The organism is Streptomyces sp. NBC_00459, assembly GCF_036013955.1.
Lineage (GTDB): Bacteria > Actinomycetota > Actinomycetes > Streptomycetales > Streptomycetaceae > Streptomyces.
The window spans coordinates 4780864-4805425 of sequence record NZ_CP107903.1 but is presented as its reverse complement, the minus strand read 5'-3'; the positions used below and the strand labels follow the sequence as shown (position 1 = coordinate 4805425).

Annotated in this window: 22 protein-coding genes and 1 pseudogene; 15 read left to right on the top strand and 8 right to left on the bottom strand. The window is 70.9% G+C overall.

All coding sequences use genetic code 11. The features are described from left to right. Positions 1–129: 129 nt before the first annotated feature. The 3 genes from OHN74_RS21020 to OHN74_RS21010 all read left to right on the top strand — a co-directional run bounded on the left by OHN74_RS21020 (position 130) and on the right by OHN74_RS21010 (position 4814). Entirely contained in the window at positions 130–3924 is a 3795-nt protein-coding gene (locus tag OHN74_RS21020) for an nSTAND1 domain-containing NTPase (protein WP_327696103.1), read from the top strand. A gap of 81 nt (positions 3925–4005) precedes the next feature. After that, positions 4006–4497: a hypothetical protein gene (locus OHN74_RS21015; RefSeq protein ID WP_327696102.1), complete on the top strand. Its 492-nt coding sequence runs from the start codon at positions 4006–4008 to the stop codon at positions 4495–4497. Beyond that, the gene (locus tag OHN74_RS21010) at positions 4494–4814 is read left to right on the top strand and encodes a transcriptional regulator (RefSeq protein WP_327696101.1); all 321 of its coding nucleotides are present in this window, start codon (positions 4494–4496) and stop codon (positions 4812–4814) included. The genes OHN74_RS21015 and OHN74_RS21010 overlap by 4 nt, the downstream gene beginning before the upstream one ends. On the opposite strand, the gene OHN74_RS21005 is transcribed toward OHN74_RS21010, so the two are convergent. The 3 genes from OHN74_RS21005 to OHN74_RS20995 all read right to left on the bottom strand — a co-directional run bounded on the left by OHN74_RS21005 (position 4811) and on the right by OHN74_RS20995 (position 8091). Beyond that, positions 4811–5143, bottom strand: coding sequence for a DUF6401 family natural product biosynthesis protein (locus OHN74_RS21005; RefSeq protein ID WP_327696100.1), 333 nt, complete (start codon positions 5141–5143; stop codon positions 4811–4813). The two genes, OHN74_RS21010 and OHN74_RS21005, sit on opposite strands and share 4 nt — an antisense overlap. Positions 5144–5304: 161 nt before the next feature. Continuing rightward, a complete protein-coding gene (gene helR / locus OHN74_RS21000; protein ID WP_327700210.1) occupies positions 5305–7530 on the bottom strand; it encodes an RNA polymerase recycling motor ATPase HelR in 2226 nt (741 codons plus the stop codon). Between the two features lie 330 nt (positions 7531–7860). Beyond that, on the bottom strand, positions 7861–8091 hold the full coding sequence (locus OHN74_RS20995; RefSeq protein ID WP_327696099.1) for a hypothetical protein: 231 nt from the start codon (positions 8089–8091) through the stop codon (positions 7861–7863). Between the two features lie 234 nt (positions 8092–8325). Here OHN74_RS20995 and OHN74_RS20990 point away from each other — a divergent pair, with 234 nt between their 5' ends. The 7 genes from OHN74_RS20990 (at position 8326) to OHN74_RS20960 (ending at position 15525) form a co-directional block, all read left to right on the top strand. After that, entirely contained in the window at positions 8326–9849 is a 1524-nt protein-coding gene (locus OHN74_RS20990; protein WP_327696098.1) for an NCS1 family nucleobase:cation symporter-1, read from the top strand. 225 nt (positions 9850–10074) lie between these two features. Further along, positions 10075–10629, top strand: a complete 555-nt coding sequence (locus tag OHN74_RS20985; protein ID WP_327700209.1) for a Uma2 family endonuclease — start codon at positions 10075–10077, stop codon at positions 10627–10629. A gap of 318 nt (positions 10630–10947) precedes the next feature. Next, positions 10948–12291, top strand: a complete 1344-nt coding sequence (locus OHN74_RS20980; RefSeq protein ID WP_327696097.1) for a helix-turn-helix domain-containing protein — start codon at positions 10948–10950, stop codon at positions 12289–12291. Between the two features lie 84 nt (positions 12292–12375). Further along, positions 12376–13419, top strand: a complete 1044-nt coding sequence (locus tag OHN74_RS20975; protein ID WP_327696096.1) for a permease — start codon at positions 12376–12378, stop codon at positions 13417–13419. Continuing rightward, on the top strand, positions 13416–14168 hold the full coding sequence (locus OHN74_RS20970) for a TIGR03943 family putative permease subunit (RefSeq protein WP_327696095.1): 753 nt from the start codon (positions 13416–13418) through the stop codon (positions 14166–14168). The genes OHN74_RS20975 and OHN74_RS20970 overlap by 4 nt, the downstream gene beginning before the upstream one ends. Before the next feature lie 68 nt (positions 14169–14236). Then, a complete protein-coding gene (locus OHN74_RS20965; RefSeq protein WP_327696094.1) occupies positions 14237–14875 on the top strand; it encodes an RNA polymerase sigma factor in 639 nt (212 codons plus the stop codon). Continuing rightward, on the top strand, positions 14872–15525 hold the full coding sequence (locus tag OHN74_RS20960; RefSeq protein WP_327696093.1) for a hypothetical protein: 654 nt from the start codon (positions 14872–14874) through the stop codon (positions 15523–15525). The genes OHN74_RS20965 and OHN74_RS20960 overlap by 4 nt, the downstream gene beginning before the upstream one ends. Before the next feature lie 56 nt (positions 15526–15581). Here the strand turns inward: OHN74_RS20960 and OHN74_RS42905 are convergent, their stop codons facing one another. Continuing rightward, positions 15582–15770 (bottom strand): zinc ribbon domain-containing protein, encoded by a 189-nt coding sequence (locus OHN74_RS42905; RefSeq protein WP_443060420.1) that lies wholly within the window; start codon positions 15768–15770, stop codon positions 15582–15584. Between the two features lie 173 nt (positions 15771–15943). Between OHN74_RS42905 and OHN74_RS20950 the strand changes: the two are divergent. Continuing rightward, positions 15944–16480 (top strand): annotated as a pseudogene (locus tag OHN74_RS20950) (TerD family protein); the annotation flags it as partial. A gap of 86 nt (positions 16481–16566) precedes the next feature. Here the strand turns inward: OHN74_RS20950 and OHN74_RS20945 are convergent. Beyond that, the gene (locus tag OHN74_RS20945) at positions 16567–17274 is read right to left on the bottom strand and encodes a hypothetical protein (protein ID WP_327696092.1); all 708 of its coding nucleotides are present in this window, start codon (positions 17272–17274) and stop codon (positions 16567–16569) included. Positions 17275–17404: 130 nt separating this feature from the next. After that, positions 17405–18400, bottom strand: coding sequence for a hypothetical protein (locus OHN74_RS20940; RefSeq protein WP_327696091.1), 996 nt, complete (start codon positions 18398–18400; stop codon positions 17405–17407). 217 nt (positions 18401–18617) lie between these two features. Between OHN74_RS20940 and OHN74_RS20935 the strand changes: the two genes are divergently transcribed. Then, positions 18618–19625: a nucleoside hydrolase gene (locus OHN74_RS20935; protein WP_327696090.1), complete on the top strand. Its 1008-nt coding sequence runs from the start codon at positions 18618–18620 to the stop codon at positions 19623–19625. A 133-nt stretch (positions 19626–19758) separates the two neighbouring features. Here the strand turns inward: OHN74_RS20935 and OHN74_RS20930 are convergent, their stop codons facing one another. Next, positions 19759–20721 (bottom strand): LAETG motif-containing sortase-dependent surface protein, encoded by a 963-nt coding sequence (locus OHN74_RS20930; protein WP_327696089.1) that lies wholly within the window; start codon positions 20719–20721, stop codon positions 19759–19761. A gap of 313 nt (positions 20722–21034) precedes the next feature. On the opposite strand from OHN74_RS20930, the gene OHN74_RS20925 reads away from it, so the two are divergent. Then, positions 21035–22753, top strand: coding sequence for a glycoside hydrolase family 13 protein (locus tag OHN74_RS20925; RefSeq protein ID WP_327696088.1), 1719 nt, complete (start codon positions 21035–21037; stop codon positions 22751–22753). A 9-nt stretch (positions 22754–22762) separates the two neighbouring features. Here OHN74_RS20925 and OHN74_RS20920 read toward each other — a convergent pair whose 3' ends face one another. Continuing rightward, positions 22763–23506, bottom strand: a complete 744-nt coding sequence (locus OHN74_RS20920) for a DUF4142 domain-containing protein (RefSeq protein WP_327696087.1) — start codon at positions 23504–23506, stop codon at positions 22763–22765. A 99-nt stretch (positions 23507–23605) separates the two neighbouring features. Between OHN74_RS20920 and OHN74_RS42900 the strand changes: the two genes are divergently transcribed. Both OHN74_RS42900 and OHN74_RS20910 read left to right on the top strand, forming a co-directional pair. After that, entirely contained in the window at positions 23606–23935 is a 330-nt protein-coding gene (locus OHN74_RS42900) for a hypothetical protein (RefSeq protein ID WP_443060419.1), read from the top strand. Further along, entirely contained in the window at positions 23932–24537 is a 606-nt protein-coding gene (locus OHN74_RS20910) for a GNAT family N-acetyltransferase (RefSeq protein WP_443060418.1), read from the top strand. Before OHN74_RS42900 ends, OHN74_RS20910 begins: the two co-directional genes overlap by 4 nt. The last annotated feature ends 25 nt before the right edge of the window (positions 24538–24562 follow it).

Sequence of the window (24562 nt, the reverse complement as noted above, 5' to 3'; positions counted from 1 at the left end):
AAGGTCTAGACCAAGAGGGACTGTTCTCCGCTGTCATCAACGCCACATCGGGGACGGTTTACGACACCCGTGCACGAAACGTAAGTTGGCCGTCCTGAACATCGTTTTCATCCGGATGGTGGTGGTCCCGTGGGGCGTCCCGAGAGGCAGCTGGACCCCGAGGCCGGTCCCGTGCAGCGGCTCGCCCATGAGCTGCGCGAGCTGCGCAGGGCCGCGGGCGGGCCGTCGTACCGGACGATGACCGAGGCGGCCGGCTGCTCGGTGACCTCGCTGTCCGAGGCGGCGGCCGGACGGAAACTGCCGTCCTTCGCCGTCTTCCAGGGCTATGTGCGGGCCTGCGGTGGCGACCTCGGCGAGTGGGAACCCCGGTGGAAGGACGCCGACGCGGAGGCCGCGGGGACCGTGCGCGAGGAGGCGCCGGACGCGGCGCCGCCGTACCGGGGACTGGCCCGCTTCGAGCCCGCCGACCAGGCGCTCTTCTTCGGCCGTGACCGGCTCGTCGAGGCGGCGCGGGAACTGGTGTGCGACCACAGGTTCGCCGTTGTGTTCGGGGCGTCCGGGAGCGGGAAGTCGTCGCTGCTGCGGGCCGGGCTGATACCCCACCTGAGGGCCGAGATCGCGCGGCGCGGATGCCCCGCCGTGCTGCGGGTGTTCACCCCGGGAGACAGACCGGCCCAGACCTACGGGCATCTGCTGGCCCCGAAGGAGGGCGAGCCGGAGAGCTGGGTGGTGGTGGACCAGTTCGAGGAGGTCTTCACTCTCTGTCGTGACTCGCGGGAGCGCTCCCACTTCCTCGACCTGCTGCTCGCCGCCCGCGACCCGCACAGCCGGCTGAAGGTGCTCATCGCCGTACGCGCCGATTTCTACGCCCGTTGCGCCGAGCACCGCGAGCTGGCCGACGCCCTGCGCGGCGCGGGTCTGCTGGTCGGCCCGATGAACGCGGACGAGCTGCGCGAGGCGGTCGTCGGACCGGCACAGGCGGCCGGACTGCTGGTGGAGCGGGAGCTGACCGCGCGGATCGTCGAGGAGGTCCTCGACGAGCCCGGCGCGCTGCCGATGCTCTCGCACGCGCTGCTGGAGACCTGGCGCCGTCGCCGCAGCCGGATGCTGACCCTGGCCGGGTACGAGGCGGCCGGCGGTGTCCTCGGCGCCGTCGCGGCGACCGCCGAGGACGTGTACGGGCAGCTGTCCGAGCCCCGGGCGCGCACCGCCCGCCTGTTGCTGCTGCGCCTGATCGAGCCCGGTCAGGGCAACGCCGACACCCGGCGCCCCCTCACCCGGGCCGAACTCGACGCGTGGGACGGCGACGACGTGCCCGTGGTGGTGGACCGGCTGGCCCGCGCCCGTCTCCTCACCGCGGACGAGGACGGCGTCCAGCTCGCCCACGAGGCGCTGATCACCTGCTGGCCGAGGCTGCGCGACTGGATCGAGGAGGACCGTGAGCGCCTGCGCCACCACCGGCGCCTGACCGAGGCCACCCGTGTCTGGCTGGACGACCGCGACCCCGGCGCCCTCTACCGGGGCAGTCGGCTGGCCCGCGCCGAGGAACTGTTCGCGGACGGGGACAGCGGACTGACGGTCCCCGAGCGAGAGTTCCTCGACGCCGCCCTGGCGGCCCGCGAGGCGGAGCGCCGGGCCGTGACCCGTACCGCCCGGCGCTCCCGCACGCTCCTGGGCGCACTGTCCGCCGTACTGGCGGTGGCGCTCGTGATCGGCCTCGCCGCGTGGACGCAGCACCAGGACAACGAGGAGCGGCGCACCGACGACGTGGCCCGCCGGGTCGCCGAGGTCGCCGACGGTCTGCGGACGACCGACCCGCGCACCGCCATGCTGCTGGGCGTGGCCGCCTGGCGCATCGCACCGCTGCCCGAGGCCCGCCGCGCCCTGCTCGGCTCCCTCGCCCAGCCCGAACGGGCCACCTTCACCGACCCCGCGACCGCCGAGGACACCGAGCGGTTCCTCCTCGACTCCGGCCGTACGCTGCTCAGTTCGGGCGGGGGCCGCTGGCGGACCTGGGACCTGGCCACCGGGCGGCGCACCGCCTCGGGCCGACTGCCCGAGGGCGACCTGTTCGCCGCCGGGCCGGGCGCCCGGGTGCTCGCCCTCGCCGGTGAGCACGGCGTCCGGCTGTGGGACACCGCCGCCCGGCGCTTCGCGGCCGGTTCCGGGCACCTTTCGCAGGACTGGACGAACGTCGGTTTCGGCACCGACCGCGCCACCTTCCTCGTCAGCGACCCCGACGGCCGGGTACAGCTGCGGTCGGTCGTGGACGGCCGCCTCCTGTTCACGACGCGCGCCGCGGCCGACCTGACCGACGTGGCGACGGGACCGGACGGCCGACTGGTGGCCGTCTGCACCGCGGGCCGGGCCCCGCAGCTGTGGGACATCCCCGCCCGGCGTTTCGTGCACGGCGCATGGGAGCGCTCCCGGAAGCTGTGCGACGGCGACTCGGCGGTGGTGTTCGGCGGGGGCGGGAACGGGGGCGGCGGCCGGTTCGCGGTCGTCTCCGACACCGGGCGGCGCGTCGAGGGCAACGGAACCACCGGCAGCAGCGGGAACACCGGTGTCCGCGTCTGGGACACCGACACCGGACGCCAGGTCGCCGACATCCGCTCACTGGGCGTGGACTCCGTCGTGTTCAGCCCGGACGGGGCGATGCTGGCGACGTCCGACGACAGCGAGGTCCGGGTCTGGCGCTTCGACGACCTGACGGACCCGGTGTTCCGGCACCCCCTGAACAACGAGACCCTCTCGGGCGGCCTCGCCTGGGTCCCCGGCCGCCGCCCGGCCCTGCGCTATCTGGAGGGAGGCACGGTCCACACCCTCGACATCGGTCCCGTGGCCACCGCCGTCTGGCACGAGCACGCCATGGACAGCGTCCTGCTCAGCCCGGACGGCCACACCCTCGCCACCGCCGAACGCACCACCGGCGCCCGCTACCGCTTCCGGCTGCTGGACACCCGCGACGGCCACGTCCTGGGCACCCTGCCGTCCCCGCCCCCACCCGTCTCCGGCGACCGCTCCCAACCGGTGGACCCGCAGGGCACGCTGTCCGTGACCGCGTTCAGCCCCGACGGAACGGCGTTCGCGTACGGGGTCTCCGCCCCCGGTGTGCCGACGGCGCCGCAGCCCATCACGGTCTGGGACGTCGGAGCCCACCACGCCCGGACCACCCTCCACCTGGCGAACTCCGCCAGGGTCGGAGCAGTCGTCGAACTGGCCCTGGGCCCGGCCGGCCACCGCCTCCACGCCACCCATCTCTCGGACTCCGGCCGGATGGACGACGAGACGTGGGACGTCACCCGGCACCGCAGAACCGGCGTGCTCAGGGGTCTGGCCGGCCCGCCCCTGATCGCTCGCCCCGACGGCCGCCTCCTCGTCGGGGACAACCGTGCCGCCCGCCTTCCCGCGGGCCGCGTCACGGCACCCGCTCTCGTCCAGGGCGCCCAGATCGGCGCCCTGGCCTTCTCCCCCGACGGTTCCCTGCTGGCCGCGGGCGACTGGGCGGGCCGAGTCGCCCTGTGGGACGGCGACCTGCGCCGCAACACGGGCGTCATGCGCAGTGTCTTCCCCACGCCACTCGAAGGGGGCCCGGAAGCGGCCGACGCCCTGGCCATCAGCCCCGACCTCCGCACCCTGGCCGTCGCCGGCGACGAGGGCACCCTCCAGCTGTGGGACATCCCCACCCGCCAACCCCTGGGCGGCCCGCTCACCACCCCCGGCGACGCGATCAAGACCCTGGCCTTCTCCTCCGACAGCACCACGCTGTACGCGGGAAGCGCCCATGTTCCGCTCCAGCGGTACTCGATCGACCCGGCGCACGCCGTGCGGGAGGTCTGCGGACGGGCGGGGGGTGCGCTGAGCAGGGACCAGTGGCGGACGCACATCCCGGACGCGGGGTTCCGACGGGTGTGCGGGAGTTAGCCCGAGACCGTGCCCTGTTCACTTGCCGTTCCGGAAACTCGCCTCTTTCCATACTGGAAACAAACGGCTACTCTTTCCGTCATGGAAACAAACGGGGTGCGACTGACGGCCGAGCAGGCTCGTTCCGCACTGGCCGACACCGAGCAGGTCCGGGCCTCCGCCTCGGCACTGTCGGCCACACCATGGCCGACCTGGTTCTTCATCGCGCTCACGCTCTACATCGCCGCGCTTCCGATCGCCTACGGAGGCATGATGGCCGACTCGGACTGGCTGCTGCCGCGCCCCGCCTGGCTGGGCGTCATGCTGGCGATCACGGCGGTGTACGGGGCGCTCTTCGCCGTCGCGGCCAAGGACTGGCGCAACAGGACCGGGGTGGCGCTGCGGTGGGACGTGCTGCCGAAGCGGGCGACCGTGCCGCTCGCGGTCGGCCTGCCCGTGCTGCTGCTGGGGTCGGCGTTCGCGTTCCGCTTCACGGGACGGCCGGCATGGCTGGTCGCTGCCTCGCTGATCGGCGCCGCCGTGTCCGTCGGCTTCCACCTCGCCTTCGTCCGGCTGCACAGGAAGACCGCGTGAGCGCCGAGGACCACGACCCGCTGGAGGGTTTCGACACCACCGTCCACGCCCCGAACCGGCTGCGCGTCTGCGCCCTGCTGGACACCGCGGGCGAGGCGGAGTTCGGCCTGGTCCAGAAGCAACTCGACCTCTCGGCCTCCGTGCTGAGCAAGCACGTCACCGTGCTGATGGACGTCGGCTACGTCGAGCAGCGCAAGGCCGTCCGCGACACCCGGCAGCGCGTGTGGCTCCGCCTGACCGAGCGGGGCCGGGAGGCCTACCGGGGGCACCTGGCGGCGCTGCGGGCGATCGTGGGCCCGCCGGATCCAACGCTCTAGTCGGTGCTCCAGTCGGCGCTCTCCGAGTCCTCCCCAAGGAGGCTGTGCCGCTCCACCAGCCAGCTGATGGCGGTGAGGCGGCACACCGCGTAGTCGTGCCCGACGGGTTCGCGCCAGTCGAGTTCGTCGAGCGCGTCGAGGAACCCGACGGCGTAGTCGGCGAGGTGTTCGCGCTGCGGCTGCCGGGGGACGAGTCCGGGGCCGCCCGCCTCCAGCCGCTCCCTTATCTCCGCGACGTGCTGGTCCACGGCGGCCGTGAAGGCAGGCTCGAACGCGAACTCCGCGAAGCGGGGCGCGAACGTGCTGCTGATCCTGGCCAAGGGGGACATCGCTCCACGGTATGTGGCGTGCGGGGGTGAAAGGAGACGGGAATGTCATGGTTTCCGTCACACTGGGCGTGCGTCGAGCCAGATGCTCTTCCGGTGTGCCCGCCTTCTTCGTCCACAGCTGTGGATAACCCTGGGACCTGCGATTCCGTGTCGAGGTCCGCCTAGGAACCGGTGCCGGTACCGGTATCGGTGCTGGTGAGGATGACGAGTTGCTGGGTCGCCCGGGTCATCGCGACATAGCGGTCGACCGCTCCCTCGATGCCCTTGCCCTCGCCCTCGCCGAACTTCTCCGGGTCGACGACGACCACCAGGTCGAATTCGAGGCCCTTCGACAGTGACGGGGTCAACGACCGGACACGTGACGTCGTCGGTCGGAACCCGGGATCGCCGATGACGCACGCGATGCCGTCGGTGTGTGAGGCGAGCCAGGTGTCGAGGACCTGGTCGAGGTCCGATACCGAACCGTGGACGACCGGGATGCCGCCGCTGCGGATCGAGGTCGGCACGTTGGCGTCGGGGAGGGCGGCCCGGATGACCGGCTCGGCCTCCGCCATGATCTCTTCGGGCGTGCGGTAGTTGATGCTGAGGGAGGCCATGCTGACGCGGTCGAGGCCGACCCTTTCGAGCCGTTCCTCCCATGACTCCGTGAACCCGTGCCGGGCCTGGGCGCGGTCACCGACGATGGTGAAACTCCGGGACGGGCACCGCAGCAGCAGCATCTGCCACTCCGCGTCGGTCAGTTCCTGGGCCTCGTCCACGACGATGTGCGCGAACGGGCCGGCGAGCAAGTCCGGTTCTGCGGTGGCCAGTTCGGACTCGTCGACCAGGCTGACCCGGGCGTCCTGACCGCGCAGCATCCGCACCAGACCCTCGCCTTCGTCACCGTCGGCCCCGGAGTCGGAGGCGGCGTCGATCAGGTTGTCGACGACCTGGGTCATCCGCTCGCGCTGGGCAGCGAGGACGCTCTCGTGCCGGCGCCTGCGCCGTGCCGCCTCCGGGTCGCCGAGGCGCAGGCGTGCCGCGTCCAGGACCGGCAGGTCGGACACGGTCCAGGCACGGGCGTCCACGCGCTGCAGTTTCCGTACCTCGTCGGGGCTCAGCCAGGGCGCGCACATACGCAGATAGGCGGGCACGGACCACAGGTCCCCGACCAGGTCGGCCGCTTCGAGCAGCGGCCACGCGCTGTTGAAGGCGGTGACCAACTCCCGGTCCTGCGCGAGCGACCTGCGCAGCTGGGCGGGCGAGACACCGTGGCCGCCGTCGTGGTCGTCGCTGTCGTGCCTGTCCGCGAGGATCGTGAGGAGTTCCTCCCAGACCTGGTCGCGGGCCTCGTTGTGCGGCACACCGGGTGCCGCTTCGAAGGCGACGGCCCAGTCGCCGGCGGTCAGCCGGACGTCGGACCAGGGGGTCGAGACCGTGATCCCCTGGGTGGGCGGCTCCTCGTAGAACGCGACGGCCTTCTCGACCGCCTTCACCAGGTCCGCGGACGACTTCAGCCGGGCCACGTCCGGGTCGGCCTCGACCGCCGCCGAGGCACCCTCGTCGACGAGGTCCCGCAGGGTGCAGGTCTGCACGCCCTCCTCGCCGAGACTGGGCAGGACATCGGCGACGTACGCCAGATAGGGCCGGTGCGGGCCGACGAACAGGACGCCGCCACGACGGTGCCCGAGGCGCGGGTCGGCGTAGAGGAGATAGGCGGAGCGGTGCAGGGCGACGACGGTCTTGCCGGTACCGGGACCGCCGTCCACGACGAGCGCGCCACGCGATCCGGCGCGGATGATGGCGTCCTGGTCGGCCTGGATGGTGCCGAGGACGTCCCGCATGCGCGGCGACCGGTTGCTGCCCAGGCCGGCGATGAACGCGGACTGGTCGTCGAGCGCGGCGGCGTGCCCGTCGAACCCGTCCGAGGCGAACACCTCGTCCCAGTAGTCGCTGATCCGGCCGTCGGTCCAGCGGTACCGGCGGCGGCTCGCCAGGCCCATCGGGTTGCCGTGGGTGGCTCCGAAGAACGGCTCGGCGGCGGGGGAGCGCCAGTCGAGCAGCAGCCGACGGCCGGTGGAGTCGGTGAGGCCGAGCCGCCCGACGTACACGGCCTGCTCGGGGTCGTCCGCGCTGATCATGTGGCCGAGGCAGAGGTCCAGGCCGAAGCGGCGCAAGGCGCGCAGGCGGGCGGTGAGCCGGTGGATCTCGGTGTCCCGGTCCATCGCGTCGCGGCCGGTGCCGCCGGGGGCTCTGCGCTGGACGTCGAGACGGTCGGACAACTCGGCGATCGACTGCTCCAGACACTCCGCGACGGCGGCGAAGTGCCGCTCGTCACGGGCGATCAGCTTCGGGTCGGCCTTGGGGGCGAGACGCTCGGGAAGGTCGAACGTGCTGGTGGTGGACATGGCCGTGATGGACGTGGTGGTGGTCAGGGGGTTCACTGCATGCACTCCCGTCCGGGCGACGGCGCGCACACCCGTACCTCGGCCCCGAATTCCGGCAACGCCACCGCGAGGGCGGCGGCCATCGGCCGGCCATCTCCGATCGACCCATGGGTCGACAACAGAACACGCACTTCGAGACTCCCCGTTTCCGCAGTTCCAGGCCCTAGGCCGGAGATTCTGCGGTATGACGGGGGCCTTGCCGCAAGCCCCCCGGTGCGCTATATCTTGAACATGGCAAGGGGTTCAGAACTCCTTGCCTTTGTCTTTTGCTGTGGGCCCGGACGGCGAAGCTCAGGCCTCCGCACTCCTTTTCTTCCTTCTCTCCCTGACGATGACGACGATCAGGACGAGCACGGTGGTCGTTCCCGTCCCGAGGACCAGTCTCACCAGGGCGTCGATCAGGTTGTCGACGGAGAAGTGGAAGATCAGGGTGGTCAGGAAGTGGGCGAGGCCGACGGAGTAGAGCGTGAGGGCCACGTGGGCCAGTGGAATCCCGCGCTTCTTCTCGTTCGTCTCTTCCATCTCCTGCCTCTCCTGCCTCTCTTGACCTTCTTCGCTCACCTCCCGGTTCGGCCGATTCTCGCATTGCCCCTTTGAGCCGTACTTGGGGGCTATCGGTACGGCCCCGTTTCGTTCAGTGGAAGAAAACTTCCATTGACAGTCCGGTTACGCGTGCGGCATTTGGGAGAAACATCCTGCCCGTTCTCTTTACGCCATCCGGCGCCATCGTGGCGACCCGCGCAGGAAGAGAACGCGATGACGGACACGGTCAGAGACCCAGGCGGAGATACGGAGACCGCGGACAGGGAGGGCTACTCCCCCCGCCTCTACAACGAGGACCTCGCCCCGGCCACCGAGCGCAAGTGGGGCGCGTTCAGCATCTTCAACGTGTGGACCTCGGACGTACACAGTCTGTACGGCTACTTCCTCGCCGCCAGCCTGTTCCTGGTCGCCGGCAACACCTTCAAGTTCCTGATCGGCATCGGCGTCGGATCGCTGGTCATCTACTACCTGATGACGCTGATCGGAAAGGCGGGCGTGCGGACGGGTGTCCCGTACCCGGTCCTGGCCCGCGCCTCCTTCGGCACGTTCGGCGCGAACGTACCGGCGTTGGTCAGGGCGATCGTCGCCACGTTCTGGTACGGCGCCCAGACCAGCGCGGCGGCAGGCGCGATCGTGGCCTTCCTGATCCGCTACGACGGCCCGAAGCACCTGCACGAGACGAGCAGGCTGTTCGACCACAGCGGCCTTGAGGTCATCTGCTACCTCGCCGTCTGGGCGGCCCAACTGCTGATCATCAGCAAGGGCATGGAGACGGTCCGCCGGTTCCAGGACTTCGCGGGCCCGGCCGTCTGGCTGATGATGCTGGTGCTGGCGGTGGCCCTGTCGGTGAAGGCGGGCACGCTGTCCCTCTCCATCGACATGCCGGCCAAGGACCTGGCGGCGCTGGCGAAGAACGCGACCGGTCTGGACGTGACGCCCGGTTCGTTCGCCGCGATAGCGGCGATCGCCGCGACCTGGGTGACGTACTTCGCCGCGCTGTTCCTGAACTTCGGTGACTTCGCCCGCTTCACCCCGGACGAGAAGACCCTGAAGAAGGGCAACGTCTGGGGCCTGCCGGTCAACCTGATCCTGTTCTCGCTGGTGGCGGCGCTGACAACCGCCTCCGCCAGCAAGGTGTACGGCGAGGTCATCCTCGAACCGGCGGCGATCTCGGCGAAGTTCGACAGCGCGTTCCTGGTCCTGCTGGCCGCCCTGACGTTCGCGGTCGCGACCCTCGGCATCAACGTCGTCGCCAACTTCGTCAGCCCGGCCTTCGACTTCGCCAACGTGGCCCCGAAGCACATCACCTTCAAGCGGGGCGGCCTGATCGCGGCGGTCATCGCGCTGCTCCTCTACCCCCTCCACCCCTGGGACAACGCCCCCAGCTTCGTCAACGCCATCGGCTCGACGATGGGCCCGATCTTCGGCGTGGTCGTGGTCGACTACTACCTCATCCGCAAGGCCCAGTTGAACGTCCCCGACCTCTACAAGGAGGACGGCGAGTTCCGCTTCCAGGGCGGCTGGAACATCCGCGCCTTCGCGGCGGCGGCAGTCGGCGCGCTCTTCTCCAGCATCCTGCCGACGTACGGACCCGCCGGGTACGGGGCGGCGCTGGGCCCGTACTCGTGGTTCATCGGGGTGCTGGTCGCGGGGACGATCTACTTCGGGGTGAGTGGGGGGAAGAGCCCGCTGACGGGGCGTGGGGCTTCGGAGGCTTCGGCGACGCCTGTCGCCTGAGGGGAGGCGGGCGGCCTGCGGAAACGTAACAGCACACTCGTTCGAGTGAATGGCTTCGGATTCCGTATCAGGGCCGCCGGTCTACTCTGGGACTGTCGCGCTGAGCGAAGGAGGTCTGACATGGCGACGGCGGAGCCGATCATCATGCCGGGTTACCAGGGCGAGGCCATTCATGGTCCGTACGACGATCCTGATGATCCCGACGGCGAGCGCTACGAGAGGCGTATGCGTGAGTACCTGGGCGGCGCAAGCGTCGAGCAGGCCTTCGAGCTGTTCAGTGCGGCGGCCCCTGAGGGCTGGCGCGTAGAGCTGGTCGAAGGGGAGATCTACGTGGTGCCACCGGCGAATGGGGAGCACGAGGAGATCGTGTCGGAGCTCAGCGGGCAGGTCCGGGACCACAACAAGGGGCTGGGCCGCTACACAGGCATCGGCCTGAACGTTCCCGGAGCATCCGAGACCGGCCATGTCATCCCCGACCTGGTCGTCGCGCCGAAGGGCAGTTTCGACGACCGGGAGGAGTGGCACGATGCGGCCCCCGTACTCCTGGTGGCCGAGGTCACCTCCGAGTCGACCGCAGCCCGCGACCGTGACAAGAAGATCCGCGGTTACGCCCGTGCCGACATTCCCGTCTATCTGCTGATCGACCGGGAGGAGGGCGAGGTGCTGGTGTACTCCGAGCCGTCGGGCGACGACTACGCCAAGAGCCTGAAGCACAAACTGGGCCTGACCGTGCCCTTGCCCGCGCCCCTGGGGTTCGAGCTGGACACGGCGGAGTTCTGAGCGAGGGCGAGGTTCCGGCAGTTCTGATGGTCTGCTGGAACTGACGCTTCCCTACCCCGGCCGGCCCTGCGCCTGCCCCAGTTCCTGACTCGTTTCCTGGCTCGGTGGCCCGACGTGACGCGGCTCCGCCGCCCGTGCCGGGCCGGCGTTCGCTGCGATGATGAGTGTGGCGGCGGCGACGATCGCCGCGCAGACCGCTCTGAAGTGTGAGAGCACGGCAACCTCGCAACAACAGCGACGTATTAAGCACGCTTAACCCGTGGCTTAACGTAGAGGTTGACGGACCTCAACGGCAAGTAGGCACACGGGAGTTGGGCGATGGCAGAGCGCGACGACCCGGAAGTCATCGGGCGCAGGGTGCAACGGCTGCGTATCGAGCAGGGGCTGACACAGCGGCAGTTGGCGGAGCCCGCCTACACCCCCGCCTACATCTCCACCCTGGAGGCGGGCCGTGTGCGCGCCTCCGACGAGGCGTTGCGGCACATCGCCGAGCGGCTCGGGGTGGCGTACGAGGAGGTGGTGACCGGGCGGCCCGCCCACCTGGCCACCGACGTCCGGCTGCGCCTCACCGACGCCCAGCGCACCCTCGCCACCGGCGAGACCGAGGCGGCGGCCAAGCAGTACGGGGATCTGAGGGAGGAGGCCGCGCGGCTCGGGCTCCTCGCGGAGGAGGCCGCCGCGTTGCTCGGGCTCGGCGAGTGCGGGGTGGAGACCGGGGATCTCGCCGCCGCCCAGGAGTACTTCGAGCTCGCCGAGCGGTGTCTGGCCGACGAGCCCCTGACCGGCCGGGTCCCCGCCCTGCGCGGCCGGGCCGTCGCGCACTATCTGGCCGGTGAACTCCGTTACTCCGTATACCTTCTGGAGTCCACGATCGACGAGCTGAATCGCAGTGGGCTGCACGATCCGGACGCACTCCTCCCCCTCTACGCCAGTTCCATCGCCCCCTACATGGACATGGGCGCCCACGCGCGGGCCGCCCAGGCGGCAGAACTCGCCCTCGCGCTCGCCCCGCAGGTGAGCGATCCGGCGCTGGCCGCCCGGATGCACCGGCAGGTAGCCCGGACGATGCTCGCCGAGGGACGGTACGCGGACGCCGACGCCTCGCTGGCGAAGGCCGCCGAACTGTACCGGCAGCTGCAGATCCGTACCGAGCTGGCCAACTGCCACTGGATGCGCGGCTATCTGCACGCCCAGCAGAACGAACTCGCACTGGCCGAGGCCGAGTTGAGGGAGGCCCACGCCATGCTGTCCGCCAAGCGCGCCGCCCTCTACAGCAGCCAGGTCACGGTCGAGCTGGCCGACGTACTGCACCGGCGCGGCAAGTCGGACGAGGCGGCGGCGCTGCTGCACGACGTCCTCGGGGATCTGTCCTCGGAGCGCGGCGCCGTCCACTCGGCCGCCGCCCACCGGCTGCTCGGCATCATCGCCGAGGACGCCCGCGACACGGACCGGGCGGAGGAGCACTACGTCCGCGCCCTCAGCGTCCTGGAGCGCGCGGGCGCCGCCGGCGACCTCGCCGACCTGTGCCGGCTGCTCGGGGATCTACTGCGCCGGACGGGCCGGGTGGAGGCCGCGCTGGACGCCTACCGGACGGGGCTGGGGCATCGTACGGCTCCAGGGACCACCACCCTCGGCCCGGCGCCCGCACAGCCTCCTCTCTGACGAATCGGGGCCGGCGCACAGTACGGGCGGATACTCTTCGGCCGGACCTGTGAACATATGACCGGATCGGAACGGTACGGGCGCTTGGACAGCGAGCACGGCGGAGGGTACGGCGGATACGGCGGCGGCGGGCGCAGTGTGGCCGACGCGCTGCGGTACGTCGTACGCGCGTCCGTGTACGCCGTCGTCGGTGGCGTCGCGCTGATCGCGATCGCCACCGTCGCCTCCGTACTCGGGCCGACCGTCGCCCTGGACCTGTACACGCCCGCCGTGGCCGCCTGGTGGACGGTGTTCACGGCGGTCGTGGTGCAAGGGGTGCCGTTCCTGCTGCTGGGCACGGTGGTGTCGGCGGCGATCGGGGCGTTCGTACCGGAGAAGGTGTTCACCCGGCTGCTGCCGCGCAACCAGGCGCTCGCCGTGCCGATCGCGGGCGCGGCGGGGGTCGTCCTCCCGGGGTGCGAGTGCGCGTCCGTGCCGGTGGCGGGAAGTCTGATGCGGCGCGGGGTGGCCCCGGCCGCCGCGCTCGCCTTTCTGCTGTCCGCTCCGGCCATCAATCCGGTGGTGCTGGTGGCGACCTCCATCGCCTTCCCCGGCCAGCCGAAGATGGTGCTCGGGCGGCTGGTGGCCTCCCTGGCCACGGCGGTGGTCATGGGCTGGCTGTGGGCACGGTTCGGGCGGGAGGAGTGGCTGCGCAGGCCCACATCGGGGAGCAGTGGGCCGTCGGCCTTCGGCTGGCGCGGGTTCCTGGCCGGGCTCCAGCACGACTTCCTGCACGCGGGCGGCTTCCTGGTGCTGGGTGCGGGGGCGGCGGCGACCTTCAACATCGTCGTACCGAGATCCGTGCTCGACGTGTTCACCGGCTCGGCGTGGCTGTCCGTGCTGCTGCTCGCCGTACTGGCGGTCGTGCTGTGCGTGTGCAGCGAGGCGGACGCCTTCGTCGCGGCCTCGCTCAGCGGCTTCTCCCCCACGGCCCGGCTCGCCTTCATGGTGGTCGGCCCGATGGTCGACCTGAAGCTGATCGCCCTCCAGGCGGGCACCTTCGGCCGGTCCTTCGCCGTCCGGTTCTCGTCGGTGACATGGGTGGTCGCGGTCACCAGCAGCGTGGTCGTCGGGTGGTGGTTGTTGTGAGGCGGTACGGGTCCGCTGTCCTGTTGTTGCTGACGGGCGGGGCGGTGCTGCGCATCGCGCTGTTCAGCGAGCTGTATCTGCGGTACGTGCAGGAGGGGCTGCGGCCGTATCTGGTGGTGTCCGGGGTGGTGCTGGTCCTGCTGGGCGTGGTGGCCGCCGTGACGCGGGGGCGGGGCGAACACGAGCAGCACGATCACGATGACGATCACGACGACGATGGCGGTCATGATCACGGGGATGGACATGATCATGGGCACGGGTCCCGGGTCGCCTGGCTGCTCACCCTCCCCGCTCTCGCGCTGCTCCTCTTCCCACCGCCCGCCCTGGGCTCGTACAGCGCGGACCGGGAGGCGGCTCAGCGGGCCGCGCAGGGCGTGGGCACGTTCCCCGCGCTGGCCGCCGGGAATCCGCTGGAGCTGACGGTCGGCGAGTTCAGCTCGCGCGCGATCTTCGACAGCGGGCGGTCCCTGAAAGGCCGTACGGTCCGGCTGACCGGCTTCGTCACCCACGGGGACGACGGTGCCTGGTACGTCACCCGCCTCCTCGTCTCCTGCTGCGCGGCCGACGCCTCGACGAGCAAGGTCGAGATCCGCGACGCCGACGCCCCGGTCACGGACACCTGGGTCACGGTCACCGGAACCTGGGTGCCCAAGGGGAAGCTGGGCTCGGACGCGGCCTGGCCGCCCGTGCTGGACGCGGGGTCGGTGAAGAAGGTCGCGGAGCCGTCGAATCCGTACGAGAAAAGGTGATCGCGGCTCGTGACCGAGCCGTAGTGAAAGGATTCCACGAGTGCCGGACAAGGCAGGTCGTGGAATCCATGACGGAGACGGAACAGAGGGCCACCCGGGATCAGCGGGCCCGCTTCGAGGCGCTGGCGCGCGTTGTGACGGAGCCGCTGCACCGCTATCTGCTGCGGCGCGCGGACGCCGACCAGGTCGACGACGTCCTCTCGGAGACGCTGCTGGTGCTGTGGCGCCGTATCGAGGACGTACCGGGTCTGGACGACGACCCGGATCCGGAGGATGTACCGGATCCGGAGGCGTCGGGGCGCGTCCCCGATCCCGACCCCGACGCCGTGCTGCCCTGGTGCTACGGCGTGGCCCGCGGCTGCCTTGCCAACGCCCGTCGCGCGGACCGGCGTAGACGTTCCCTGCTGGAACGCCTGACGTGGACGGCGGCGGGCCCGGCGCGGGAGACGGAGGACCCCGACCACACGGCCCTGCACTCTGCGCTCGCCCAACTCCGCGCGCTGGACCGGGAGGTGGTCCTCCTGTGGGCGTACGAGGAACTGACCCCGAGCCGGATCGCCGAGGTGACCGGCCTGAGCGCGAACGCCGTGAGCATCCGGCTGCACCGGGCGAAGAAGAGACTGGCGGCCCAGCTGGAACGAAAGACCGGCCCGCACCCCGGACATGAGACGGACGAAGGACACGGAAACGGAAGGAGCAGTCGATGAACGACGACGAGTTGCTGGCCCACCTGAAGGCCACGGACCCGGCACTGACCTCGAAGGCTCCGCGACCCGACGTCACCCGTCTTGTGGAGGCCACGATGAACACGAACACAGTCGCAACCAAAGCCACAGCCAGTCAGGACGCACGGCCGCGCCGACGCCTCGTACCGGCACTGGCCTTCGCGGCGCTGCTGCTGGTGGGAGGCGGTGTCACCTGGGGTGTCGCGCAGGGCGGAGAGGGTCCGGCGGACAAGGCGGGGGCAGGCGCGGCGGGAGTCGGTAGCGTGCCCCAGCTTCAGCCCTTGACCCTGACGCTCCCGGAGGACGGCTTGGCGGCGTGCGCGGAACCCACGCCCGACATCCTGCGCCGCCACGAACTCGCCTTCGAGGGCACGGTGACGGCCGAAAACGGCGACCGCGTGGTCCTCAAGGTCGACCACTGGTACCGCCTCGACCCCAACCTGGCCAACCCTTCCCACGAAGTCCGCCTCAGCAACGACGACGGGTCCTCGGAGGCTCCTGGCTTCGAGATCGGCGCCCACTACCTCGTCACCGCCGACGACGGCATGGTCCCGACCTGTGGCGGCACGACCGAGGCCACGGACGAGGCGCGGACGATGTTCCGGGAGGCCTTCGAGACCCCGAAGAATTGACTTGCACCTCGGGCTGAAGCCCGGGGATTCGGGCCTTCTCGATCGTTGCTGTGCCGCTACGCGGCACGGCATTCGGTCGGGAATCCGTGGCTTCCTGTTTCCTCGCGCTGTGCCAGAACGAGTTCTGGTCCTACCGGCGCTCCGCATGCCGATACCGCCAGTCCGGCGGCCGTCTTGACATTGATCGCGGCATCGTGGTCCCGGTCGTGGACGGTGCCGCAGGCGGTACAGGTCCATTCCCTCACGTTCAGGGGGTTTGGGCCCGCCTTTGACGCCGCGGGTGGAGCAGACCTGACTCGTCGGCTCGAACCGGCCGATCTTGACCAGAGTCCGTCCGTACCGTTGTGCTTTGTACTCCAGCATGTTCACGAACGAGGCCCAGCCGGGTGCGTGCCAGTCCCGTGACCGACAGGTTCTCGTACTGTCCGTTCAGTGCGCGAAACGCGGCAGCGATCCACGCACCCGCCGTGCCGCCCTGGCCGACCAACTGTGCGCGGACGGACGGCTGGAGGCCGAACTCCGTATCGACGGCACGCCCGGCATCCTCGCCCTCTGCGCGGATCTGCGGACCGGCAAACTGCGTACGTCCATCGAGATCCCCGCGCCCGAACAGGGCTACCCCCTCACCTGGTCCAAGCGGCTGGTTCGCCAACTCGCCGATGCCCCGGCCGACTTGCACGTCGAGGCGCTGCTCGCGGGCCAGGTGCCCGGTCCGCGCGGCACCCTGGAACGCCTCCGCCCGGAACCGGCCGACCTGTTGCCCAAGGACGGCACGCCGATCACCGGCTTCCGGCTGTCCCTGTTCCGGAGCATGGGCAACACCCGTGGCAACGCCGAGTCCGGGTTCATCCGCAGTGTCGACGAATCCGTCGACCGCTTCCACGCCCACGTCGTCGTCCACCTGGAGCGCCGTACGTCGTCGTCCCGTGCGAGGGAGACGGCCGCCGCGGGCTGACCCGTACCGGCGCACGGACAGCGGCTCCCTGCCGGAGAGGCGGGGCGCCGCAATAGCCTTACGGGACAAGGTAGTTGGGGTGTGTCTCAGCGCTTCGTGCCGCTGCGGTACGTCGAGATGCCCAGGGCCAGCAGCCAGTAGCTGAGGATCGCGCCCATCGAGGCCGTCGTGCCCCAGCCGTTCGCCGCGTAGAAGTTCGCCGGGTTGTTGCCGAAGAAGAGGGACGGTACGAAGGCCAGGTTGATCCCTGCCAGGACGTAGGCCGAGCGGGCGGTCCAGCGCGGGAGGATGTTCGTGCGGGCGATCGTGCAACCGGTCGCCGCCAGGAAGAGGGCGAGCAGGAGGCGGCTGATCGAGCCGTAGAGGATGTACGTGCCGTTCACGTCGATCGTCGGGTCGATCGAGTGGTCGGTGGCGATCACCGCGCCGGCCTCCAGGCCCATGGAGACCAGGGTGATCGTCGCGTAGGCGAGGCCTGTCGAGCAGGCCAGGGAGGCCACCCACTCGTACGCCGGGTTCACCCGCTTCACCAGTTCGCGGAAGCTCGTCACGAAGACGATCAGGAACGCCAGCGCGAAGATCCCGATCAGGAGACGGGCCAGGACGTTCGCGTCCGGGGGTGGGCCCGAGTAGACGAAGTACAGGGGCACTTCGACGATCAGGGCGACCGCGGTGGCGATGCCCGCGGCGCCGGTCAGGCGGCGGGCGGTCGTCTCGGTCGTTCCGGCCGAGTGGGGCGAGTTGGCCGCGGTTCCCACGGTGGTTGTCCGCTGCGTCTTCGTCGTGTTGTCCATGTAAGGGATCGTGCCGGTCACGGCGCTCTTCGTCCCTGGGCCTGAGCGGTGGATGTGGGGGTGGTGCTGAGTACACCCTGGTGCCCGCTCCCACGGCCGCACGGTGGCTCAGTACAGGTCCTGGTGCGGCTCAGTACAGGTCCTGGTACGTGTCCTGGTCCTCGTCCTGTGCCTGCTCCCGGTCCTGCCCCTCTCCCTCTGCTTCCACCTCCTGCTCCTGCGGCTGGGGCTGGGGCTGAGGTCGGACCGGGCCCCGCGTCGGGCTCGGGCTCTCGGCCGGGCTCTCGGACGGGCTCTGGCTCTGGTCCTGCACCGGGGTCTGGGGCGGGGCCTCCGTCCTGGTCTGCCTCAGGCGTTCGGCGCCGACCTGGAGCGCGTGGACCGTGTACTCCGTGCGGGGCTCGGTCAGACCGCCGTTGGTGAGGACGATCGCGTCGTCGCCGACCCGTACCGCGGCGAGATCCAGGGTGAGTGTCACCGGGGCGCCGTCGAACTCGCCGCGCGTCGACAGCCGCAGGCCCTGTCCGGCGTCCCCTGCCTCCGGCAGCCCGACCTCCGTGACCAGCACCTCCTGGCGGGCGCCGCGTGGTCCGACCGCCGTGAAGCGGGCGCATTTCTGCGGCATCGTCTTCAGCCAGGCGAGCCGCCCGTCCACGTCGGCGCGGTGGGCGGCGATCACCTGGTAGCGGAGCTGCCCGCCCTCGTCGTAGTCGTCGAAGGCGGCGACGGCACGGGTGCCGGACGGTTCGCCCAGCAGTTCCTCCGTGTACACGGCATCGAGGAGGCGCCCGCAGTCGGCGTCGTCCGTCGTCGCCTTGAGCAGCGCGTCCCGCCAGAGTGCGGCGCCCTCGGTGGGGGTCCACGGCGCCCCGAGATCGGCGTCGGTGAGGAGGGCGTCCCGGGCCTGGGCATCCGTGAGGGCGGTCGGGGCGGGCGGGGCGGCGGAGGCCCGGTGCGCGGCGCGGGCCGGGGCGGTGGGGGAGGCGACGGACCTGGCCTGCCCGCGTTCCGTGCCGCCCCCGGCGCGGTCCTCGTCGTGCATGCACGCGGCCATCGTCAGCAGGGTGCCCATCCCGAGGGCCGAGGCGAGCAGACGTACGGCACGGGGAGAGGGCCGACGGGTCATCAAGGGGTTCCTCCAGAGGTGCCGGTACGTCAGATCTCTCCTCCGACGGCACCATCACGCGCGCGCCACCACCAGCGGGCCGGGCCGTACGGGTGAGCGGCGGCCGGGGCACCGCTCACCTCAGGCGCGCGGCCATCGGGAACCAGGTGCGCGGAGCGCGGCGGTGAACGGGCGGCCGGACTCTGAGAACCTGTGCAGCCGGGAAAGGAGCCCCACCGTGACGACTGCGGAACCCACCACCCACGCCCACCCCGATGCCGGCTCAGCTCACCCCGTGCCCGTCATCATCGACTGCGACACCGGCATCGACGACGCCCTGGCCCTGCTGTTCGCCGTACGCCACCCGGGCCTCGACCTCCGCGCGGTGACCTGTGTCGCCGGGAACACGGACGTCGACCAGGTCCTGCGCAACACCCTCACCGTTCTCGACCAGGCGGGCGCCCCCGATCTGCCCGTAGCGCGCGGGGCCGAGCGGCCGTTGATCGAGCCCGCGCGGCCCGCCGCCCATGTGCACGGGCGGGACGGCATGGGCGACATGGGCCTGTCCGCGTCCACCACCCGGATGCCCGTCGACGTGGACGCGGTGACTCTGCTGCGCCGCGAGATCCTCGGCTCGCCCCGCCCGGTCACGCTCATCCCGACCGCGCCGCTCACCAACATCGCGTTGCTTCTGCGTACGTACCCCGAGGTGACCCGCAACATCGAGCGGATCGTCTTCATGGGCGGAGCGGTGGAGATCGGGAACGCGACGCCCGTCGCCGAGTTCAACGTGTGGCACGACCCGGAGGCCGCCGCGATCCTGCTCACCGCGGGCGTGCCGATCACGATGTACGGGCTGGACGTCTTCACGCGTGTCGTCGTGCCTCCAGCCGATGTCCAGCGGCTGTGCGCCGCCACGGAACCGGGTGCGCGGCTCGCCGGTCGGCTGCTCGCCCACCGCGACCCGGCCGCCACCGGCGACCCGACCCCCAGCGGCAGCCTCGGTGACGCGGGTACCGTCTGCGCGGTCGCCGATCCGGCGGGGCTGACCACCAGCCTGCTGCCGGTCGAGGTCTCCCTGGCCCCCGGCCCGACCCGGGGCCAGACGGTCGTCGACCGCAGACCGCGCCCCGGCGAGTCCGAGATCCACCACGGCACGCGGGAGAAGCCACTGGTGGATGTGGCTTTGGACATCGACGTGGAGAGGTACGTACGGCTGTATCTCGGGACGGTCGAGAAGCGATAGCGATAGGAAAGGGCGCCAGGAGCCCAGGAGTCCGGAAGCCCAGGTGCTCAGGAGTCCGGAAACGACGTCCGCCCCGGTGCCGCTCGCGAGGAGCGGTACCGGGGCGGACGTGTTCAAGCGTTACCGCACGGGGTCATGAACCGGCGCGAGCGGCCTTGCGTCGCTTCGTCGCCAGCACGATCGCCGCGCCGCCGATCAGCAGCGCCGCCGCGCCGCCCGCGAGCGGGCCGGTGGCGCTGCCGCCGCCGGTCTCGGCCAGCGGGGGCTGGGAGCTGTCGGGGCTCGCCGGAGTGGCCGGCGGGGTGGACTCCGAAGCCGACTCGGAGGGCGTCGACTCGGACGGGGTCGGCGTCGACGGCGTCTCGGAGGCGGGCGGGGTCGTCTCGGACGCGGGCTCGGAGGGAGTCGGCGTACCCGGGGTCTCCTCGGCCGGAGGCGTCGGGGTCGGGGTGCCCGGGGTCTCCTCGGCCGGCGGAGGCGTGGTCGTGCAGTCCTTCGTACCGCCGTTCCAGGCGGCGATCAGCTTGTCCTTGATGACCGGACGGTCCGGGCCCTTGGGCACGTCGCCGTGCTCGAAGCCGTCGTTGGCGTCGAAGTCGCCGTCGAACTTGACCTTGCCGCGGTAGAGGTCGATCTGCGCGAAGCAGCCGGCGTCCGGCACCGCGATGTCGAGCGAGTCGGTCTGGCCCTGCTTGACCGTGACGGTGTCGAAGTCGACGAAGACCTGCAGGCCGGAGGTGCCGAAGGTGGGACCGTGGGCGATGTAGGAGGCCAGGGAGGCGGTGCAGGTGCTGGCGTCACCGGCGGTGCGGACCTGGATGTGGACCTTGCCGTCGTCGGTGGGCTTGAGGTTCTGGTCGTCGACGCGGACCGAGTCGAAGAAGTGCTGCCCGTCGAGGGAGAACTGGCAGCGGTCGGTCTCGGTCTTCGTGCCCGCGCCGGCGCCGGGCTTGTAGCCGCCGGTCTTGGAACCCCAGCCGTCACCGCCGGGTGTGCCGGTGGCCCAGGCACCCGAGGCGGAGGCCGCACAGAGGGCGATCGTGGCGGCGCCCGTCCCCAGGAGGTGCAGCGCGTTGACACGTCTCAGTATGGACATGCGGATCCCATCGTGGCGTGTGCGAGAACCCGGGTACGGCGGGAGGGCAGCGCGTTGCGGCCGGGCCGTGCCGAGGAGTCTTGTTTGAGGAACGCTGAGCACATTGGTCACATGCGCCACAGCGTTTGCACATCGTGAATCGTGCGGCGCGGGGTGTCAACTTGCTGGAATGAAAAGAATGTTCGCGGTTCATCACTATTCCGCCATAGAAGGAATGGTGTGTTCCGAGGGCGCGGGGGTTCACTTTCCCGGCGAAGTGGACAGGGTTGGGCTTGTCGTCCGACGGAGAAATGCCACAACAAGGAGACAGCGAGTGCCCGAACCGACTCTGGACCTTTCCTCCCGGGACCCCGACTGGTGGCGCCAGGCCGTCTTCTACCAGGTCTACCCGCGCAGCTTCGCCGACGCCGACGGCGACGGACTGGGCGACCTGGCGGGCATCACCCGGCGTCTGACGCATCTGAGCACGCTGGGCGTGGACGCCCTCTGGCTCAGCCCCTTCTACCCCTCCGAACTCGCCGACGGCGGCTACGACGTCGCCGACTACCGTGAAGTCGACTCCCGTCTCGGCACTCTCGAAGACTTCGACGCCATGGTCGCCGAGGCACACCGTCTCGCGCTCAAGGTGATGGTCGACATCGTCCCCAACCACACCTCGCGCCGGCATGTGTGGTTCGAGGAGGCGCTGCGCTCGGCCCCCGGCTCCCCGGCCCGCGACCGCTATGTCTTCCGCGACGGGCGCGGTGAGCACGGCGAACTCCCACCCACGGACTGGCAGTCGGTGTTCGGCGGCAGCGCGTGGAAACGCGTGGCGGCGGACCAGGCGCCCGACGGCCAGTGGTATCTGCACCTCTTCACCCCCGAACAGCCCGACCTCAACTGGGCCAACGAGGAGGTCCGCGTCGACTTCCGCAGCACGCTCCGCTTCTGGTCCGACCGGGGCGTCGACGGCTTCCGCATCGATGTCGCCCACGCCCTGGCGAAGGACCTCGACGTGCCGCTGCGCGACCTCGGCAACCCGGAGCTGAGCGGCGAGCAGGCCCTCGCCGCGCTCCCGCCGGGCACCCACCCCTTCTTCGACCGCGACGAGGTCCACGAGATCTACCGCGACTGGCGCAAGATCCTCGACGCCTACACCCCGCCCCGGATGGCGGTCGCCGAGGCCTGGGTCCCGGGCGCCCGCCGTGCCCTGTACGCCCGCCCGGACGAACTCGGCCAGGCCTTCAACTTCGAGTATCTGCAAGCGAGTTGGGGCGCCGATGAACTGAAGCAGGTCATCACGGACTCCCTTGCCACGGCTCACTCGGCGGGCGCCTCGGCCACTTGGGTCCTCTCCAACCACGACGTCGTACGCCACGCCTCCCGACTGACACTCCCGCCGGGCACCGACCCGAACGCCTGGCTCCTGTCGGACGGCACCGCCCCGCCGGTCGACGAGTCGGCTGGCCTGCGCCGGGCCCGCGCGGCCACCCTCCTGATGCTGGCGCTGCCGGGTTCGTCGTACGTCTACCAGGGCGAGGAACTGGGCCTCCCCGAGGTGGCCGACCTGCCCGCCGAGGCCCTCCAGGACCCGATCTGGGAACAGACGGAGCACACCAGCAAGGGCCGCGACGGCTGCCGGGTGCCGCTGCCGTGGACGACGACCGGCCCGTCGTACGGCTTCGGCGCGGGCGGCGCCTGGCTGCCGCAGCCGCCGGCCTTCGCGTCGTACGCCGTCGAGGCACAGGACGGGGCCGAGGGCTCGACCCTGGAGCTGTACCGCACGGCCCTCGCCCTGCGCCGCCGTCTGCTGGACGGCGAGGACCTGACCTGGGCGCCGGAATCCGCCCCCGGTGTCCTGGACTTCACGCGCAGGTCCACCCGCACGTCCACCCGCAAGGACAACTGGCGCTGTGTGACGAACCTGTCCGCCACGCCGGTCGAGCTGCCGCCGGGGGAAGTCCTGTTGAGCAGCGCACCGCTGGAGGCGGACGGCCGCCTCGGCCCGGACACGACGGCCTGGCTCGGAAGCCCGGGCCCGTCGAGGCCGTAAGGGCCGAACTCACCCCGCCGTGGGATAGGTCGGGCTCGCGGACGGACTGAAGGCGTTGTCCGGCGGCGGGGTGAGGACGACGGTCGGGGCGCCCGCCACGGGCACGGGCGGGGTGACGTCGGAGGCGGGCAGTTTCGGCGGGGAGGTCTCCTGGAAGAGCACGGTGTCGAAATTGACGAGCCCGGTCTTCTCCATGACCGTGATGTGGTCCAGGACGGTGGTGTTGGCCTGGTCGGCGAGGGCGCGTACCAGCGTGTTCTTGGTGGTCGACCGGATCTTGGCGACCGTGTTGAAGATCGACCCGTGGGTGATCCGCAGGATGTTGGCGAAGTCGCTGTCGAACTGCGTCCCCCTGCTGTCCGCCGTCAGCGTGGAGATGAACCCCTGCTGCTGCGGACTGGGCAGGTTGGGAATGGTGACCCCGAGCTGCGGAGCGATCCGCCGCACGGTCGCGTCCAGCGCCGCGTGCCCGGCGACGAGATGCTGTCCGGCGGTGACGACGGCCGGTGAGGTCCCCTTCGCGATCGCCATCTGCCCGACCGGGTACTCCCAGAGTCCGGCCGCCCGCACCTTCACCACGAAGTCGCGGTCTGCCTCCGTCAACGGCCCGGCGGAGGTCTGCGCGACGATCCGCGAGGGCGAACTGGACACGTTCTGGACACCGAGCATGGCGGGGTAGGCGAGCGCGGCCAGGGTCAGCCCCAACGCGCCACCCACGAAAAGGGTGCCGGTCGAGCTCCGGGTGAAACGCACCTTGCCTCCTGATGCGACGGGGAGTCGTCGAGGAGGGATACGGATACGGGTGGTGGCCGGAACCTTTCGTCTCTGTAAGGCATCCGTAAAAGGTGCACCATGAACTTTCGGCGCCGGTCCGACGAACCACGACGGCAGCACGACGGCAGCCAGGCCGCTCACGGCGGCCTGTCCCCGGCGCGGGCTGGCAGGATGGCGCCGATCACCATCGAAGCAGGGGGGAAGAACGTGGCTGTGCTCGTCCTGATAGGCATTCTCGTGCTGGTCGTCGGAGGGTGCGTGTGTGTCGTGTGGGCGTCGCGAGGCGGGCCGCGCTGGGTGCGAGGGGTGGCCCTCACGGTGCTGACGGTGGGTGAGGTGCTGCGCAAGTCGTCGGCCGGTTCGAAGCGGTCGTCGTCGGGCGGGCAGGACGGCTCGGACGACTCGTGACGGCGACGCCCCTCCCGGCGATCGCCCCCGACGTCCTGCACGTACCCGCGACACCGACCGCTCCCGCCCTCCGGCTGCGCCCCTGGCACCCGGAGGACGTCGCCGCACTGGTCGAGGCGTGCCGCGATCCCGTACTGCGCCGCTGGACGAGTCATTCCGTGGAGAACGACGAGGACGGGCTGCGATGGGTCCGGAGCCAGCGGCGGGGCTGGGCAGCCGGGGAACGGTTCGCCTTCGCGGCCTTCGAGGATCGGCCGGGGGCGGGGCGGGGCCGGTTGGTGGGCAGCGCGGTCGTCAAGGAGATCGCGCCCGGCAAGCAGTCGGCCGAGGTGGGCTACTGGACCGTCGCCCACGCCCGCGGCCGGGGAGTGGCCCCGCGCTCCCTGGAGGCACTCACGACCTGGGCCTTCGAGACGTTCGACGCCGTCGGCCCGGTCGGGCTCCAGCGCCTCGAACTCCTGCACCAGGTGGACAACGCGGCGTCGTGCCGCGTGGCGCACAAGAGCGGATACGAACTCGACCGCGTCCTGCCGGCGGCACCGCCCGAATTCCCCCACGACGGCCATGTGCACGTACGGCACAAGGGCGAGCGCCTCGTCTGAGGCCACCCGCTCGGACGACGCCCTG

Coding starts and splice junctions, on each gene's coding strand:
- OHN74_RS21015 (WP_327696102.1), top strand. CDS start 4,006: ATGGAAACAAACGGGGTGCGACTGACGGCCGAGCAGGCTCGTTCCGCA.
- OHN74_RS21005 (WP_327696100.1), bottom strand. CDS start 5,143: ATGTCCCCCTTGGCCAGGATCAGCAGCACGTTCGCGCCCCGCTTCGCG.
- helR (WP_327700210.1), bottom strand. CDS start 7,530: ATGTCCACCACCAGCACGTTCGACCTTCCCGAGCGTCTCGCCCCCAAG.
- OHN74_RS20995 (WP_327696099.1), bottom strand. CDS start 8,091: ATGGAAGAGACGAACGAGAAGAAGCGCGGGATTCCACTGGCCCACGTG.
- OHN74_RS20990 (WP_327696098.1), top strand. CDS start 8,326: ATGACGGACACGGTCAGAGACCCAGGCGGAGATACGGAGACCGCGGAC.
- OHN74_RS20985 (WP_327700209.1), top strand. CDS start 10,075: ATGCGTGAGTACCTGGGCGGCGCAAGCGTCGAGCAGGCCTTCGAGCTG.
- OHN74_RS20980 (WP_327696097.1), top strand. CDS start 10,948: ATGGCAGAGCGCGACGACCCGGAAGTCATCGGGCGCAGGGTGCAACGG.
- OHN74_RS20965 (WP_327696094.1), top strand. CDS start 14,237: ATGACGGAGACGGAACAGAGGGCCACCCGGGATCAGCGGGCCCGCTTC.
- OHN74_RS20960 (WP_327696093.1), top strand. CDS start 14,872: ATGAACGACGACGAGTTGCTGGCCCACCTGAAGGCCACGGACCCGGCA.
- OHN74_RS20945 (WP_327696092.1), bottom strand. CDS start 17,274: ATGGACAACACGACGAAGACGCAGCGGACAACCACCGTGGGAACCGCG.
- OHN74_RS20940 (WP_327696091.1), bottom strand. CDS start 18,400: ATGACCCGTCGGCCCTCTCCCCGTGCCGTACGTCTGCTCGCCTCGGCC.
- OHN74_RS20930 (WP_327696089.1), bottom strand. CDS start 20,721: ATGTCCATACTGAGACGTGTCAACGCGCTGCACCTCCTGGGGACGGGC.
- OHN74_RS42900 (WP_443060419.1), top strand. CDS start 23,606: ATGAACTTTCGGCGCCGGTCCGACGAACCACGACGGCAGCACGACGGC.